Annotated in this window: 15 protein-coding genes; 10 read left to right on the top strand and 5 right to left on the bottom strand. The window is 60.8% G+C overall.

Annotation, left to right across the window (positions count from 1 at the left end; all coding sequences use genetic code 11):
• The first annotated feature begins 174 nt into the window (after nt 1-174).
• The 4 genes from ASE36_RS16355 to ASE36_RS16340 all read left to right on the top strand — a co-directional run bounded on the left by ASE36_RS16355 (nt 175) and on the right by ASE36_RS16340 (nt 4,942).
• Nucleotides 175-1,161, top strand: coding sequence for an ABC transporter substrate-binding protein (locus ASE36_RS16355; protein ID WP_062282053.1), 987 nt, complete (start codon nt 175-177; stop codon nt 1,159-1,161).
• Between the two features lie 105 nt (nt 1,162-1,266).
• Nucleotides 1,267-2,820 (top strand): sugar ABC transporter ATP-binding protein, encoded by a 1,554-nt coding sequence (locus tag ASE36_RS16350; protein WP_062282051.1) that lies wholly within the window; start codon nt 1,267-1,269, stop codon nt 2,818-2,820.
• 52 nt (nt 2,821-2,872) lie between these two features.
• The gene (locus tag ASE36_RS16345; protein ID WP_062282048.1) at nt 2,873-3,844 is read left to right on the top strand and encodes an ABC transporter permease; all 972 of its coding nucleotides are present in this window, start codon (nt 2,873-2,875) and stop codon (nt 3,842-3,844) included.
• Nucleotides 3,845-3,922: 78 nt separating this feature from the next.
• The gene (locus tag ASE36_RS16340) at nt 3,923-4,942 is read left to right on the top strand and encodes a zinc-binding alcohol dehydrogenase family protein (protein ID WP_062282045.1); all 1,020 of its coding nucleotides are present in this window, start codon (nt 3,923-3,925) and stop codon (nt 4,940-4,942) included.
• A 38-nt stretch (nt 4,943-4,980) separates the two neighbouring features.
• On the opposite strand, the gene ASE36_RS16335 is transcribed toward ASE36_RS16340, so the two are convergent.
• Together ASE36_RS16335 and ASE36_RS16330 are read right to left on the bottom strand one after the other, a co-directional pair.
• Nucleotides 4,981-5,586, bottom strand: coding sequence for an alpha/beta hydrolase (locus ASE36_RS16335; protein WP_062282042.1), 606 nt, complete (start codon nt 5,584-5,586; stop codon nt 4,981-4,983).
• A gap of 67 nt (nt 5,587-5,653) precedes the next feature.
• Nucleotides 5,654-6,586 carry a VOC family protein gene (locus ASE36_RS16330; protein ID WP_062282040.1) on the bottom strand — a complete coding sequence of 311 codons (933 nt, stop codon included), beginning with the start codon at nt 6,584-6,586 and terminating at the stop codon, nt 5,654-5,656.
• Nucleotides 6,587-6,705: 119 nt separating this feature from the next.
• Between ASE36_RS16330 and ASE36_RS16325 the strand changes: the two genes are divergently transcribed.
• Entirely contained in the window at nt 6,706-7,617 is a 912-nt protein-coding gene (locus ASE36_RS16325) for a LysR family transcriptional regulator (protein ID WP_062282036.1), read from the top strand.
• A 1-nt stretch (nt 7,618) separates the two neighbouring features.
• Here the strand turns inward: ASE36_RS16325 and ASE36_RS16320 are convergent, their stop codons facing one another.
• On the bottom strand, nt 7,619-8,305 hold the full coding sequence (locus ASE36_RS16320; protein WP_062282035.1) for a type 1 glutamine amidotransferase: 687 nt from the start codon (nt 8,303-8,305) through the stop codon (nt 7,619-7,621).
• A gap of 184 nt (nt 8,306-8,489) precedes the next feature.
• Here ASE36_RS16320 and ASE36_RS16315 point away from each other — a divergent pair, with 184 nt between their 5' ends.
• Nucleotides 8,490-9,170 carry a GntR family transcriptional regulator gene (locus ASE36_RS16315; protein ID WP_062282034.1) on the top strand — a complete coding sequence of 227 codons (681 nt, stop codon included), beginning with the start codon at nt 8,490-8,492 and terminating at the stop codon, nt 9,168-9,170.
• Between the two features lie 45 nt (nt 9,171-9,215).
• On the opposite strand, the gene ASE36_RS16310 is transcribed toward ASE36_RS16315, so the two are convergent.
• Together ASE36_RS16310 and ASE36_RS16305 are read right to left on the bottom strand one after the other, a co-directional pair.
• The gene (locus ASE36_RS16310; protein ID WP_244474777.1) at nt 9,216-9,782 is read right to left on the bottom strand and encodes a thermonuclease family protein; all 567 of its coding nucleotides are present in this window, start codon (nt 9,780-9,782) and stop codon (nt 9,216-9,218) included.
• On the bottom strand, nt 9,718-9,921 hold the full coding sequence (locus ASE36_RS16305) for a DUF1674 domain-containing protein (protein WP_062282762.1): 204 nt from the start codon (nt 9,919-9,921) through the stop codon (nt 9,718-9,720). The genes ASE36_RS16310 and ASE36_RS16305 overlap by 65 nt, the downstream gene beginning before the upstream one ends.
• A gap of 121 nt (nt 9,922-10,042) precedes the next feature.
• Here ASE36_RS16305 and htpX point away from each other — a divergent pair, with 121 nt between their 5' ends.
• The 4 genes from htpX to purH all read left to right on the top strand — a co-directional run bounded on the left by htpX (nt 10,043) and on the right by purH (nt 15,972).
• Nucleotides 10,043-11,002 (top strand): zinc metalloprotease HtpX, encoded by a 960-nt coding sequence (gene htpX, locus ASE36_RS16300; protein ID WP_062282033.1) that lies wholly within the window; start codon nt 10,043-10,045, stop codon nt 11,000-11,002.
• On the top strand, nt 10,993-12,384 hold the full coding sequence (locus ASE36_RS16295) for an RsmB/NOP family class I SAM-dependent RNA methyltransferase (RefSeq protein WP_413813666.1): 1,392 nt from the start codon (nt 10,993-10,995) through the stop codon (nt 12,382-12,384). The genes htpX and ASE36_RS16295 overlap by 10 nt, the downstream gene beginning before the upstream one ends.
• A gap of 193 nt (nt 12,385-12,577) precedes the next feature.
• Nucleotides 12,578-14,254 carry a heparinase II/III family protein gene (locus ASE36_RS16290; protein WP_062282032.1) on the top strand — a complete coding sequence of 559 codons (1,677 nt, stop codon included), beginning with the start codon at nt 12,578-12,580 and terminating at the stop codon, nt 14,252-14,254.
• 101 nt (nt 14,255-14,355) lie between these two features.
• Complete coding sequence (purH, locus tag ASE36_RS16285; protein WP_062282031.1) at nt 14,356-15,972, top strand: bifunctional phosphoribosylaminoimidazolecarboxamide formyltransferase/IMP cyclohydrolase; 1,617 nt, start codon at nt 14,356-14,358, stop codon at nt 15,970-15,972.
• Nucleotides 15,973-16,035: the final 63 nt, after the last annotated feature.

Genomic DNA, 16,035 nt, shown 5'->3' with positions numbered 1-16,035 from the left:
CCCAGAAACAAAAGGGCAGAGCTGGATGGGAGTCCAATTTTGCTCACTTGCATTCTCCAGATCGCTGGAGTAGCGTGCCTCGATAAAATGTTTTTTATCGATAAAGATCACCTCGGTTGCGTTCTGCGGGTTGGTCTCACCGGAGGAACAGGACGCATTGAGAGGAGAACCCACATGACCATTCTGAAGAGCATGACGCGCCGCGCCCTGATGGGGATCGCCGGTGCCGCTATGATGACCTCAATGATGCCGGCTGCCGGCTTCGCTCAGGACGTCACCATCCCGATCATCGTGAAGGATACCACGTCCTTCTACTGGCAGATCGTGCTCGCCGGCGCCCGCGCCGCTGGCAAGGATCTCGGCGTCAGCGTTCCGGAACTCGGCGCGCAGTCGGAATCCGACATTAACGGCCAGATCAGCATTCTCGAAAACGCCGTCGCTGGCAAGCCGGCTGCCGTCGTCATCTCGCCAACCGAATTCAAGGCACTCGGCAAGCCGATCGACGAAGCTGCAAAGTCCGTTCCGATCATCGGCATCGACTCCAGCGCCGATTCCAAGGCCTTCACCTCCTTCTTGACTACCGACAACGTCCAGGGCGGCCGCATCGCCGCTGACGGTCTTGCTGCGGCCATCAAGGAAGCGACCGGCAAGGAAGAAGGCGAAATCGCCATCATCACCAGCCTGCCGGGCGTCGGCTCGCTCGATCAGCGCCATGAAGGCTTCATGGAGCAGATCAAGGCCAAGTATCCGGGCCTGAAGGTCGTCGCCGACAAATATGCTGACGGCCAGGCCACCACCGGCCTCAACATGATGACCGACCTGATCACCGCCAACCCGAACCTCGTTGGTGTCTTCGCATCCAACCTGATCATGGCGCAGGGCGTGGGCCAGGCAATTGCCGAAAACAAGCTCGGCGACAAGATCAAGGTCATCGGCTTTGACTCGGACGAAAAGACCGTCGGCTTCCTGAAAGAAGGCGTGCTGGCCGGCCTCGTCGTCCAGGATCCCTACCGCATGGGCTATGATGGCGTGAAGACGGCACTTGCCGTCTCCAAGGGCGAGAAGGTCGAAACCTTCGTCGACACGGGCGCAAACCTCGTGACCAAGGCCAACATGGCTGAACCCAAGATCGATGCCCTTCTGAACGCGAAGGTCAACTGATCTGACGCTGTCGCGCGCGGCCCAGCGCAGCGCGCGACAGACTAGGGAACGGCACCCGGGTCAGCCTGGCTGACCCGGGTTGTCCGCTGTCGCGGGAGGATGAACATGACTGGACTACACGACCTGAGCCACCGGCATGATGGCGAAACGCAATACCTGGAGACGGATCGCATCCCGCCTGGAACGCCGATTCTCGAACTGATTGGCCTCCAGAAGAAATATGGGGCCGTGGAGGCGCTGAAGCCCGCGACCATTTCCTTTTTGGCTGGAGAAATTCACGCCATCGTCGGCGAAAACGGCGCCGGCAAGTCCACGCTCATCAAGCTGCTGACCGGTGTCATTCCGCGTACCTCGGGCGAGATCCGCTGGTGCGGCAAGAATGTCGCCTTGGCAACGCCCAATGAGGCGATCAACCGCGGCATCAATGCCGTCCACCAGGAAGTCGTGCTTTGCCCGCATCTGTCGGTGGCAGCCAACATGTTCCTCGGCGACGAAATGTCGTCTGGCGGCATCATGCGCAAGGCCGCCATGACCACGGCGGCCCAGAATGTCCTCGACGATCTCGGCTTCAATCTCCCCGCGGGCGAAACACTGGCCAATCTCACCATTGGCCAGCAGCAGCTGGTCGCGACCGCCCGCGCCGCCATGCGCGGTATCCGTTTTCTGATCTTCGATGAACCCACGGCCTATCTGACGCGCCAGGAATCGGCCCAGCTCTTCCGGCTGATCCGCCGGCTACAGTCGGAAGGCGTGACCATCGTCTACATCAGTCACCGCATGGAAGAAGTCTTCGAGCTGGCCGACCGCGTGTCAGTCCTGCGCGATGGAACCCATGTCGGCACACGCCTGATCGGTGAGACGAATGACGCCGAACTGATCTCGCTGATGATCAACCGCTCGATCGAACAGATCTATCACAAGGAAAAGCTGCCGATCGGAGCCACCATTCTTGAGACCAAGGGGCTTACGGGCCCGGGCTTCAACGATGTTTCTCTTTCTGTGCGCGCTGGCGAGATCGTTGGCCTCTATGGCCTGATCGGCGCCGGGCGGAGTGAATTCGCGCTCGGCCTTTACGGCCGGCAGAAGGTCACCGGCGGCGAAGTTTTCTGGGACGGCAAGAAGGTCGTCATCGACAACGAGCGCAAGGCGATGGATCTCGGCATTGCGCTGGCACCGGAGAGCCGCCGCGACCAGGGCCTGTGCCTGAACCTGCCCATCGGCCTCAACATCAACCTGCCGATCTTCGATCGCCTGAGCCGTGGGCTCACGATCAGCCGCGGCCGGGAACGTGCCAATGCCGACAAGCAGATCAACGACCTGAAGATCAAGACACCGACCCGCGCTGTACTCGCCTCGGCGATGTCGGGCGGCAATCAGCAGAAGATCGTCATCGGCAAATGGCTGAGCCACGGTGCAAGGCTGTTCATTTTTGACGAACCGACGGTCGGCGTCGACGTCGGCACCAAGGCGGAGATCTACCGCCTCTTTGCGGAACTCCTGAAGCAGGGCGCGGGCATCATCCTGATCTCCTCCTATCTTCCGGAGGTCTATGAACTCTCCGACCGGCTGCATGTCTTCCGTCAGGGAAGACTTGTGGCGAGCCACGACTATCGCGGTGCATCACATGAAGACGTGCTGACGGAAGCCATCGGCGTCTGAGCCCCGCATCGACACACGGACCATACGAAAAAAGACGACAGGGAGAACGACCATGAGCGTGGACACCACCGAGACGAAAGTTGCGCCGAAGCGAGGTATGAGCATCCTGTTCAGCCTGACGCTTCTCGGCCTTCTGCTCTTCCTCTGGCTCATCCTCGGCTTTGCCACCAACAGCTTCTGGACGCCCAACAACATCAGCAACCTGCTGCGTCAGGGCGCGATGACGGCAATTCTCGCCGTCGGCCAGACCTTTGTCATCATCACCTCCGGTATCGACCTCTCCGTCGGCGCCGTTGTCGGATTCGCCAGTGTCATTGTCGCCTGGTTCCTGGCGGCGGGCCTTCCCGTTTGGCTGGCGATCATCCTGACCCTTCTGATGGGCGTCGCGATCGGCATGTTCCACGCCTTCGGCATTGTTCGGATGGGCCTGCCACCCTTCATCATCACGCTGGCCACGCTGACGTCGTTGCGCGGCATAGGCCTGCTTATCACCAATGGCTCGACCATCTCCATCACCGACGAGGCTTTCACCAATTTCGCCCGTGCGGACTTCCTCGGGATTCCCAGCCTCTTCTGGATGGTCATCGTGGTGGCGATCCCGGCCTATGTCTTCCTGCACTTGAGCCGCTGGGGCCGGTATCTCTTCGCCGTCGGCTCCAATAGCGAAGCCGCGCGCCTGTCCGGCGTCAACGTCAACCGCACCATCTACATGGCCTATATCCTGTCTTCGACCTGTGCAGCCTTTGTCGGCATCCTGCTTGCCTCGCGCATCGGCATCGGCAACGCCACCCAGGCTGAAGGCTGGGAACTACAGGCAATCGCCTCCTCGGTTATCGGCGGCACCAGCCTGTTCGGCGCGGTCGGCTCCGTCCAGGGACCGCTGCTCGGCGCCTTCATTCTCGCCACCATCAACAACGGCGCGAACCTCTTGAACGTCAACTCTTTCTGGCAGCGCATCATCACCGGCGCGCTGATCATCCTGATCGTCTATTTCGACCAGCTCCGCCGTCGCGGTAGCCGATGATCTTAAGGCGGGAGGGGCAAAAAAACCCCTCCCTCTTTCCATGCCAGAACAGTGCCTGTTTTCCGAAAGGACTATGTGATGAAAGCCGCGCTCTGCGTTCAACCCGGTCAGCTTGAAATCGTGGAGCGCGTCAAGCCCGCAAAGCCGGGGCCGGGTGAGGCGCGACTAAAGGTCAGCCATGTCGGCATCTGTGGCACCGACTACCACATCTTCGAGGGCAAGCACCCCTTCCTCGAATATCCGCGTGTCATGGGCCACGAGATCTCGGCCGTTGTCGCCGAAGCCGGCGAGGGGGTCGACCTCGCGCCCGGCACGCCTGTCATCGTCAACCCCTACATCGCCTGCGGAACCTGCATCGCCTGCCGCAAGGACAAGCCGAACTGCTGCACGGCAATCCGCGTTCTCGGTGTCCATACCGATGGCGCCATGTGCGAGGAGATCCTCGTCCCGGCCACAAACCTCTATCCCGCGGGCGACCTGTCTCTGGAAGCAGCCGCAACCGTCGAATTTCTCGCCATCGGCGCCCATGCCGTGCGCCGGTCGATGACACCGGCGGGCTCACGTTCCCTCGTCATTGGTGCAGGGCCAATCGGTCTCGGCACCGCGATCTTCGCCCGTATAGCAGGCCATGAAGTGACCTTGCTGGACACCAGCTCGGAGCGCCTCGCCATGGCCTCCGAACGGCTGGGCTTCTCTTCAGGCATCGTCGCTGGCGACGGCGTTGACGCAAAAGTTGCGGAACTGACCGGTGGCGAAAGTTTCGACACCGTCTTCGACGCAACGGGTTACCGCGCCTCCATGGAAAAGGCCTTCCATTTCGTTGCCCATGGTGGAAGCCTGGTGCTGGTGAGCGTTGTCAAGGAAGAGATCACCTTCTCCGATCCGGAATTCCACAAGCGCGAAATGATGCTGATCGGCAGTCGCAATGCGACGCGGGTCGATTTCGACCATGTCCGGCACTCGATCGCCAATGGGTCCGTGCCGGTGGAGCAGCTGATCACGCACCGAACCACGCTGGATGACGTGTCCAGGGACTTGCCGCGTTGGGCAAGCGAAAAGACCGGCCTGATCAAAGCCGTCATCAAAATCGGCGGGTGATCGGCAAACTGCCGGTCCCGTCCGCCGATCTTTAAACGTCAGGCCTGCAGGAAACGGGTGATCGCGTCGATCTCGCCCTGCGAGATTTCGTGTCCACCGGCATGCAGGAAGGTCTCAACCGCCGCTCCCTGCCCGTTGAAATAGCCAACCAGCGCCTCTGTGAGCGGCAACGGGCAGATTTGGTCTCGTTGGCCCGCCGTGATCAGCACGTTTGCGCCTTTCAAGTCCGGCTGCGGCGCGGGCTGGAATGGGATCAGCGGATGCATGAGCGCGACACGGTCGAAGAGATCAGGCGCTTCGAACAGCACCGATGCGAGAATATTGGCGCCATTGGAATAGCCAAGCCCATAAACCGGCCGATCGGGATGCTGCGCCTTGTGCGCCCGAATGAAGGCGGCCATTTGCGCGGTCCGAAGCGCAAGATCGGCCATGTCGTAGACGCCCTCGCCGGTCCGGCGGAAGAAGCGGTTGGCCCCGTATTCGGAGACGTCACCGCGGGGTGAAACGATGCCAGCATCCGGCAGGATGCGCTGGATGAAGCCCGGAAACTGATGTTCGTCACCACCGGTTCCATGGAAGGTGAAAACCAGCGGGGCCGAACCTTTCGGGGCCTCGTAGTGATGGACGTAGCTTGCAGTCGTCATGATATCCTCCGTCGCAAGGGCAACGCCAGCGCTATGCCGGCGCCCGCCTCGCGCTTGGTCTCTCGGTTCAATCCTGGATCGGGGGCAGGTGGGCCTCGATCTGCGAGCGATACTGCTGGTAGCGGGTCGGCAGTTTCAGTGCCTCACCGAGATGCGCGGTGTCCTCGTCGCGATTGAAACCGGGCTCGTTCGTGGCGATTTCGAACAGCACACCACCGGGCGTGCGGAAATAGATCGCCCAGAAGTAATCGCGGTCGATGACCGGGGTCACCTGGTAACCGGTGTCAAGAAGCGCCTTGCGCACTTCCAATTGCGCAGCCCGATCTTCCACGGCAAAGGCGACGTGGTGCACAGACCCGGCCCCTTGCGCGGCACGGCTGGCACCCGGCAGCACTTCGAGATCGATATAGTCGGCACCATTGCCGCCCGGCACGGCGTAGCGGACGAATTCATCCTGCTTCTCCACGGCCTGATAGCCCATGAACTTCAGAAGTTCGCCAGTGGCGCCTTCATCCCGCAGACGCATGGTCACGCCACGAAACCCGTGAATGCCTTCCGAAACACCGACAGGTCCATCGGCGAACGGCACGCGATTGTCGCCATCGACTTCAGCCAGCGAGAAACCATCCCCATCCGGGCCGGCGAAGCGAAGCCGGCTTTCGCCGAACAGCGAATAGGGAGCAAGTTCCTTGACCCCTTCCTGAGCAAGCCGTTCCTGCCAGAAGCCAAGGGTACCCTTTGGCACAGAGAAGACTGTATCCGCGACCTCGCCGGCACCACGGGCGCCCTTGCCCATGTTCTGGAAGGGGAAATAGGTCATGACCGAACCGGCATTGCCGACTTCGTCACCGTAATAGAGATGATAGACGTCAGGCGCGTCGAAATTGACTGTCTTCTTCACCCGGCGCAAGCCGAGCGTCTTGGTGAAGAAGTGATTGTTCTCCTGCGCATCGGCAGCCATCGAGGTGACGTGGTGCAGGCCTTTGATCTGGGTAAGCATGGCTCTGATCCTTTCCCGGCACGACTGCCGGCAATGTTGATGGAGCCAATATGCGTTCTGGATTATTGGTTTAGAATAGCGATAATATCGCAGATATTATTCCACCTGGAGCAATAATTATGGGCGAACTGGAATCGATCCGTACCTTCCTCGCCGTCGCCAACCAGAGCAGCTTCATTGGGGCCGCTCGTCTGCTTGCCAGCACGCCGGCGTCTGTCACACGCACGGTTTCTGCACTCGAAGAGAGGCTTGGTGTGCAACTCCTGCTACGAACCACCCGAAAGGTGTCGCTGACCTCTGCCGGTGCCGCCTATGCAGCCCGCGTTGCCCCGCTTGTCGAGGGACTGGCCCGGGCCACCGAAGAGACGAGGGACTTGCAGAAAGTCACGGCTGGATCGCTGCGAGTATCGGCACCCATGTCGCTTGGCATGAAGGTCCTGCCGAGTGTGCTCAGCCAGTTTTCACTCATCCATCCGAAGACAAGCGTCGCGATCGATCTATCCGACCGCTTCGTTGATATCGTGCAGGAGGATTACGATCTGGCGATCCGCATCTCCGGTCCGCCCACCGACAAATCGACGATCTGGCGCAAGATCAGGCCCGTGCCCCGCCTGCTCGTCGCCTCCCCCGGCTTTCTCAGCCAGCATGGCGCTCCGCAACAACCCGAAGACCTGGTGAACCTGGAGTGCCTGAGCTACCACGACCATTCAAAGACGGAAATATGGGAACTCACGCGCAACGGCCATACCCGCAGCATTGAAGCTCGTGGTCGGTTTTCAATCAACAATGGTGACTTCCTTGGCGAGCTCGCCCTTGCCGGGGAAGGCGTCGCGCTTCTGCCTCGCTTCATCGTCGAAGACCATTTGAGGTCAGGCCGGCTGGTCGAGGTTCTTCCGGGCTGGAGCACACCGGAGATCTGGCTGACACTGTATTACCCGCCCTATGAGCACCTTCCGCTCAGGGTCGCCACCTTTTCAGATTTCTTCGAAGCCTATGTGAAGGAACGATGGGGAGAACGAGTAGACGGCTAGCTCAGCGCGGGCGCTCGAAAAACTCGCCGATCTCACGCGCGATACGGTCCGTTGCGATGGGTGCGTCGACCTTTTTCACACGCTCGAACAGGCTCTCAGGAATAGCAGCCTTGCGCGCCTCTGCCAGCCCTTCAAAAAAGCGTGGCGTGAATTCCGGATGCGGCTGATAGGAGAGACCCCAATCGCCGTAGCGGATCACGGCATTCTCGCAGGCCTCGGTCTTGCCGACAACCTCGGCGCCATCAGGCACCGTCAGGACCTGATCCTGATGCCAGGCAAGCAGAACCTGCTCTTCACCGGTGTCTGACCGTCTATAGGTGACGGGCCCCGCAGACCACCCACCCTTGAATTTCTCGACATGGCCACCGAGAGCCTTGGCCATCACCTGGTGTCCAAAACAAATCCCGACCATCGGCACCTTCGCGGCATGCACATCGCGAATGAACTGTTCGAGCCGGCGGATCCAGTCATGCTCTTCGTAGACGCCGAACTTCGAACCCGTCAGCAACCATCCGTCGGCATCCTCTGGGGAGGAAGGAAATTCCCCGTCGACGACAAAGTAGCGTTTGAACTGGAAGTCGAATCCGCCGAGCAGGCGCGTGAACATGTCGGCATAATTGCCGTAGGTCTCCTCAAGTTCAGCCGGGGAATGGCCGGTAACGAGAATGCCGATCGTCTTCTTTGTCATGTTCAGTCCCTGGAGCCGCTCAAGGCACATCCTTCGCGCCGCGCAAATCAACGGCAATGACTATACCAAATGCCACTTTGATCAAATTTCAAGGGAAGCAATGATAGCAAGGTAAAATATGCTTGTATCACCGCTTGGCCAGCCCTTTATAGGGATCTCAATCGGACAGTGGTTTGGTCAAAGAATGGCAGTGGGCGAACGCAAGACGGAGGAATCAGTCAAGCAAAGGGTCTATCGGACCTTGCGCGCACGGGTCATGTGCGGCGCCGTCGCACCAGGCCTCGCGATCACCATTCAGGGCGTAGCGGCCGACCTTGGCGTGAGCACCATGCCGGTGCGCGAAGCCCTACATCGGCTGGTAGCCGAGGGCGCTCTTGAGCATCTGGACAATCGGCGCGTACGGGTACCGCGCATGACGCCGGCCAAATTTGAAGAGATCATTGCCGCACGTCTGGCACTTGAGCCTCTGGCTGCCGAGCGCGCCTTGCCACACATCGACGAAGAACGCCTTGATCGCCTCCAGAAGATCGACGCCGATATCGGTGAAGCCTATGCGGCCGACGACCTCTTGCGTTCCACCGAGCTCAATTTCGCCTTTCACCGCACGATGTACGAGCCAAAGGCCGCCACGGTCCTGCTGGACCTGATGGAATCCGTCTGGCTGCGCCTTGGTCCTTTCATGCGCTTGGCGACGGCCAATCTGGAGGAAAGTTATAGGATCGACCGCCACGCCGAAGCCATGGGCGCGATCCGATCCGGCGATGCCATCGGTTTGAAGACCGCCATCATCGCCGACATCCAGGATGGGATCGGCCACCTCGGGCGCCACTTCCTGAGCGAAGGCGGGGTGCCATTGAAGGCTTAAGGCCGAAAAAGAGTCGACGCCAAGACAAGCGCTTCGCGCTGTCGATCAACTAGGACAGGGGCGCTTTGGCTTGGTCTTGCCCTGATATGGCTCCACCAGCCCTTCTTCTAGGAGCAGGACAGCCGGTCGCCGTCCGTCTTCGAGACTGAGATCGGCCACCACCCGGCCGAAATACTTATCCCCCGAGATATCCGTCAGGCTGACCCGACGCTGGCCTGCCATCATCGCCCTCAACTGCTCCTGAGCCTGCCGGGCGGCGTCTCTGAATGCTGCGCATTTGGACTTCAGCTCCGGCGCATCAATACCGCGCAGACGCACATAGGTGCTGATGCTGTGATCCGGCCAGGGCATCGCTTCGACGAGAACCGTATCTCCGTCGATGACACGCACGACTTCCGCCTGAACGGGTCCGTCTACAAAGCGCGAAGCGGCCTCGGATGCCGTTGCCGGACCGAGTATCAGGAAATAAATCGCAATGTTTGAGATTTTACCCATTAAAAGGAACATATTCCCGAACTGCGTCGATCGCAATAGGTATTTTTTCTTATCAGAAGTCGATCGCCCGACCTTTGATTTCCCAGTCGCCAAACCGTGCCGGATCCGCACCGCCACGTCCGCCGACCTCCGGAGCGGGCTGTAAGGGGGCTTCCTTCTTGCGGCGCTCTTCCGCTTCGGCGAGGGCCCGCTGCGCGGCCGGGCTCAGTTCGCGCGCCCTTTCCTCAACCGGTGTTCTGTCTTGCTCGTCTTGCATGGTAAGCCACCTCGGATGCGCAATTGCCGCCCCTGCATTGAAATTGGGGCATCCGCTTTTTAAATCAACAGACGAAAACAGCAACGTTTCGCGTTGCCGCATCACGCTGGAGGACCCCGACATGAACACCATGCGCACCGCTATGCTGCTCGCTTTCATGACAGCGCTCTTTATGGGCGTCGGTTTTCTGATCGGCGGTCGAGGCGGCATGATGATCGCCTTCGTCGTCGCAGCCGCGATGAATTTCTTTTCCTATTGGAATTCCGACAGCATGGTCCTGCGCGCCTATCGGGCCAAGGAAGTCGATGAACGCTCCGCACCGGAGTTCTGTCTTCTGGTCCGTGACCTTGTGGCTAAGGCGGGACTGCCCATGCCGAAGGTCTATGTCTTTGACAGCCCTCAGCCCAACGCCTTCGCCACCGGCCGCAATCCTGAAAATGCCGCTGTCGCTGCGTCTACCGGCCTCCTGCAGCGCCTGACACCCGAGGAAGTCGCAGGCGTCATGGCCCATGAGTTGGCCCATATCGAGAACCGCGACACCCTGACCATGACCATTACGGCAACCCTCGCCGGTTCGATCTCCATGTTGTCCAACTTCGCATTTCTGTTTTCCGGCGGCCGGGACAACCGCAATCCGCTCGGCTTTATCGGCGTCATCCTCGCCATGATCGTCGCGCCGCTTGCAGCCATGGTGGTTCAGATGGCGATCAGCCGGACACGCGAATATGCTGCAGATCGGCGGGGCGCCGAAATTTGCGGCCAACCCCGCTGGCTCGCCTCGGCGCTGCAGAAGATCGCCGGCGACGCGTCCCATATCGAAAACGTCGAGGCCGAACGCAATCCGGCGACAGCGCACATGTTCATCATCAACCCATTGAACGGCCAGCGGATGGACAACCTCTTCTCCACTCATCCGGACACCCGCAACCGCATCGAAGCTTTGCTCGCGATGACGGATATCAGCCCGGGGGGATCGACGCCCCCCGAGCCCGCTGTTAAGGCAACGCGCAAGGCGCGTTCCGTTCCCACCACCGGATGGGGTCGCGGACCGAGTGATTCATCCAGAGGACCGTGGTCTTGAACGACAAAAACGCAGGCAAGCCGAATCCGAAGCGCAACGGACCGCGAAACGGCGGCGAACGCCAGCGTCCCGAACTGGAGGCAAAGCCGGGCCTCGACGCACGTATGGCTGCAAGCCGAATCCTGGGCGCTGTAATTGACCGCAAGACGTCTTTGGACGGAATGCTCGATGCCGAGCATGGAAACCCGGCCTTCACCGCCCTCAACGATGCCGACCGGGCACTCGTGCGCGCAATCTTGCAGACGGCCCTTCGTCACCTGCCGCGGTTGGAACTGATCCTCAAGGCACTTCTCGACAGCCCGCTCCCGGAAGGTGCGCGGGCCCTGCATCATCTGTTGATCGTCGCCGCGACCCAGATGATCTATCTCGATATTCCCGATCACTCGGCAGTCGATCTTGCCGTGGAGCAGGCCAACCGGGACCCGAGAAGCCGTCGCTTCGCCAAGCTTGTCAACGCAATCCTTCGTCGCATTGGTCGCGAGAAGCAGGAGCTTCTCGAATATGTGTCCGACGTACCCTGCATACCCGACTGGTTCCTCGACCGCCTGACCGAGATCTATGGCGAAGACCATGCGCTGGCGATCGCGGCTGCCCAGCTTGAGCCTGTGACGATCGATCTGACGGTCAAGGCGGACCCTGAACAGTGGGCGCAGAAGCTCAGTGGACGGGTTTTGCCGACCGGAACCGTCAGATTGGATCCTTTCAAGGGCACGATCACCGCCCTGGAAGGTTTCGAAACGGGCGAATGGTGGGTGCAGGACGCTGCCGCGTCGATACCGGCGCAACTCTTTGGTGAGCTGGATGGCAAACGGGTGGCCGATCTCTGTGCAGCACCGGGCGGCAAGACAGCCCAGCTCGTGCTTGCTGGCGCCGATGTGACGGCGATCGAGCAATCGCAATCGAGACTTCGCCGTCTTTCTGCCAATCTCGATCGCTTGCAGTTCAAGGCTGAAACCCGTTGCGTCAACTTGCTTGAGCTCGAAGACGAGCAGGGCTTCGATGCGATCCTCCTGGACGCGCCCTGCTCCTCCACCGGAACCACACGTCGCCACCCCGACGTCCTCTGGACAAAGGACAGCGCGGATATTGCCAAGCTCGCGGCGCTGCAGGAACGGCTTCTGCGCCATGCCATCACATTGCTGAAGTCTGGCGGCCGGATCGTCTTTTCGAACTGCTCGATCGACCCGATCGAGGGTGAGATTTTGGTCGACAAGGTGATGGCAGACCATCCCGAACTGCAGATTGTGCCAGTAGATCCCGCCAACTGGCGCGGGCTCGAAGAGGCGATCACATCACGAGGCGAATTCCGGACGACCCCGGCCATGTTGGCACGCGAGGGCGGACTTGACGGCTTCTACGCCTGCGTGATTGCTAAAACTTAACGAATCTCTGAATAAACTTTGCGGAATATACATCCGGGCGTTCCGAGAGCGCCCGGCTCGTGCTTTATGACTTTGTCGTCGAGATGACATCAATGGCGCCCGAGGCGCCGCGGCGCCTTCATCAGTCCTGGCGTCCGGACCGGTCTGGTCTGCGGAGAGCCCGATCAGGAAGATTGCGGTAACAGGAACAGGAATGCGGATAAGCGACCGTCGGAAATTGATTGGCCTGTATCTCGACGAGACATGGCGTCGGACGCGGCAGGCAGTCGCCCTTACCGTTCCACCACTCCTGGGGATCGGAAGCTTCAAGATCGCCCGGGTGGTCGTCGCCCCGACTGACCTGCGCGCAGTTGACCCCTTTGTCGCGGAGGAAATCCTGCAGGGTCGTTACCCACTGGCCGGCCGGGTGCTGGATGCCGGTGGGGACTCGCCCTTTTCTCTCGAGCTTCCAACCCACCAGTTCGCGCTGCGGCTACATGGGTTCGGCTGGCTCCGTCACATCAGGGCAGACAAGACACCCGAGGCTTGCGACAATGCCCGGTGGATTGTCGACCAATGGATTGGCCTCCATGGCGTTCGCGCGACGGGCGTCGCCTGGGATCCCGAGGTCCTCTCCCGCCGCATCATCAGCTGGCTCTCCCACTCCCCCGTCGTGTTGCAGGAAGCAGAAGTCGGCTTCTACCGCCGCTTTATCGGCTCGCTGAACAGCCAGCTTCGTTACCTGCAGCGCCGAGTCGACCACCTGCCCGAGGGTTTGCCGCGCCTGAAGGCGCGGATTGCCCTTGCCATGGCTTCGATTTCGACTGAAGCGAAGCCGTCGATCGTTCGCCGTACCGGCCGCCAACTCGACCGGGAACTGGAGCGCCAGATCCTGCCGGACGGCACCCATATATCTCGAAACCCCCAGGCCTGCGTCGATCTTCTTTTCGACCTGCTGCCGCTCCGCCAGACCTATATCAATCTCGGCCACGATCTGCCGCAGAGGCTGATTTCCGTCGTCGATCGGATCTATCCTGCCGTCCGCTTCTTCCGCCATTCCGGTGGAGATCTGGCGCTGTTCAACGGAGCAAGTTCGACGCTTGCAACCGATCTTATGAGCGTCCTGCGCTATGACGAAACGGCGGGTCAGCCTTTCAAGGCACTTCCGCACGGGGGGTACCACCGACTTTCGGGCGGAGACACAGTGCTTCTGGTCGATGCGGGCAAACCGAAGTCGATGCGCCTGTCCGCCAGCGCGCATGCCGGCTGCCTGTCTTTCGAACTCTCTTCGGGCCGCAACCGCTTCATCATCAACAGTGGACTGCCGCGCTTTGCAGGTGAGAAACTGCGGCAGTTGGCCCGGACCACCGCCGCCCATAGCACCGTCTCGGTGGGCGACGTGTCCTCGGCGCGTGTCATGCAGTCGGATTATCTCGGCCCGGTCTTTACCGTCGGCCCCTCGACCGTTGACGTGGACCGCCAGTCGGGGCCCGACGGAAGCGACCGGCTTTCGGCGCGCCATGACGGCTACCTGAAGCGCTTCGGGATTCTGCACGAGCGGGAAATTCGGATGAACCAGGCAGGAAACAAGATTGCAGGCAGGGATCGGCTGTTGCAGCCTGACGGCCAGCCTGTCGTCGACCTTCCCTCTGCCGAAGCGATAGCACGCTTCCACATTCATCCCTCGATCACGCTCGAACAACTGGATTCCAAGAAAGTGCGGCTTTCGGCACCCGACGGCGAGAGTTGGAACTTCTCTATTCCGCTGGGCGAGCTGACGCTGGAGGAAGACGTGTTCTTTGCCGACGTCTCCGGCATCCGGCCGTCTCGCCAGATTGAAATCCGCTTTGCAGGCCCCGAGATCCGTTGGTTTCTCGCTCATCACGCCTGACAGAGGGCTGGTGAAGGTTTCCTCTCGCAGCAAGCTGTGCTAGGGCGCCCGCATCGCGCCCACGTCACCTTCCGGGCGCCCCGCAAGCTCGGAGATACACCATGGCCGTCGTTTCAAAGAAGATCCCTGCACCAGACCTCGTGCGTGTCCGCACGGCCCTGCTCTCCGTCTCCGACAAGACTGGCATCGTCGAATTCGCACGCGGTCTGCATGAGCGCGGCGTGCGCCTTCTGTCGACCGGCGGAACCCACAAGGCACTCGCTGCCGAAGGTCTCCCGGTGATCGACGTCTCCGAGATCACCGGCTTCCCCGAGATCATGGACGGCCGCGTCAAGACACTGCACCCGAAGGTCCATGGCGGCCTGCTGTCGATCCGCGATGACGCCGAGCATGTTGACGCCATGAAAGCGCACGGCATCGAGGCGATCGATCTCGCCGTGATCAACCTCTATCCCTTTGAGCAGGTTCGCAGGGCCGGCGGCGACTATCCCACAACGGTGGAAAACATCGACATCGGTGGCCCCGCGATGATCCGCGCCTCGGCCAAAAACCACGCCTATGTCACGGTCGTGACTGACGCCGCCGACTACGCCGCAGTGATCGCTGCTCTCTCTGACAATGACGGCCAGACCACTTATGCGCTGCGCCAGAAGCTCGCAGCCAAGGCCTATGCCCGCACGGCAGCCTATGATGCCGCGATCTCCAACTGGTTCGCCGACGCCCTTGAGATCGAGATGCCGGCTTACCGCGTAGTCGGTGGCGCGCTTAAGGAGGCCATGCGCTACGGCGAAAACCCGCATCAGGCCGCTGGCTTTTATGTGTCCGGCGACAACCGGCCGGGCGTGGCGACCGCTACCCTGTTGCAGGGCAAGCAGCTCTCCTACAACAACATCAACGACACCGACGCCGCCTTTGAACTCGTTGCCGAATTCCCAGCAGAAAACGGCCCGGCCTGCGCCATCATCAAGCATGCGAACCCCTGCGGCGTCGCGACGGGTTCGAGCCTTGTCGAGGCTTACAAACGGGCACTTGCCTGTGATTCCGTCTCGGCCTTCGGCGGCATCATCGCTCTGAACCAGGTTCTGGACGCAGCCACGGCCACCGAGATCGTCAAGCTGTTCACCGAAGTCATCATTGCACCCGACGTGACCGACGAGGCCAAGGCAATTATCGCCGCCAAGCCCAATCTGCGCCTGCTGACCACCGGTGCATTGCCGGATCCGCGTGCCCGTGGCCTGATGGCCAAGACCGTTTCCGGTGGTCTGCTGGTCCAGACCCGTGACAACGTCATGGTCGAAGACCTCGATCTGAAGGTTGTGACGAAGCGCGCGCCAACAACCGTCGAACTCGAAGATATGAAGTTCGCCTTCAAGATCGCCAAGCATGTAAAGTCCAACGCGGTCATCTATGCGAAGGACGGACAGACGGCCGGCATTGGCGCCGGCCAGATGAGCCGGGTAGATTCTGCCCGGATCGCGGCTCTGAAAGCCGAAGATGCCGCCAAGGCGTTGGGATTGGCCGCACCCTTGACCAAGGGCTCTGCCGTCGCGTCTGAAGCCTTCTATCCCTTCGCCGATGGCCTGCTCGCAGCAATCGCAGCAGGCGCCACCGCAGTCATCCAGCCCGGCGGCTCAATGCGCGACGAGGAAGTCATTGCGGCGGCCGACGAACATGGCGTCGCCATGGTCTTCACCGGCGTTCGCCATTTCCGTCACTGAGCCAGTCTGCGCTAGCGTCCACGTATGCAAAGGGGCCGGAAGATCATTCTTCCGGCCCCTTTT

It is taken from the genome of Rhizobium sp. Root274, assembly GCF_001429245.1.
In the GTDB taxonomy this organism is placed as follows: Bacteria; Pseudomonadota; Alphaproteobacteria; order Rhizobiales; family Rhizobiaceae; genus Allorhizobium.
The sequence above is the reverse complement of the archived record's forward strand: the minus strand, read 5'-3'. Positions and strand labels throughout refer to the sequence as shown.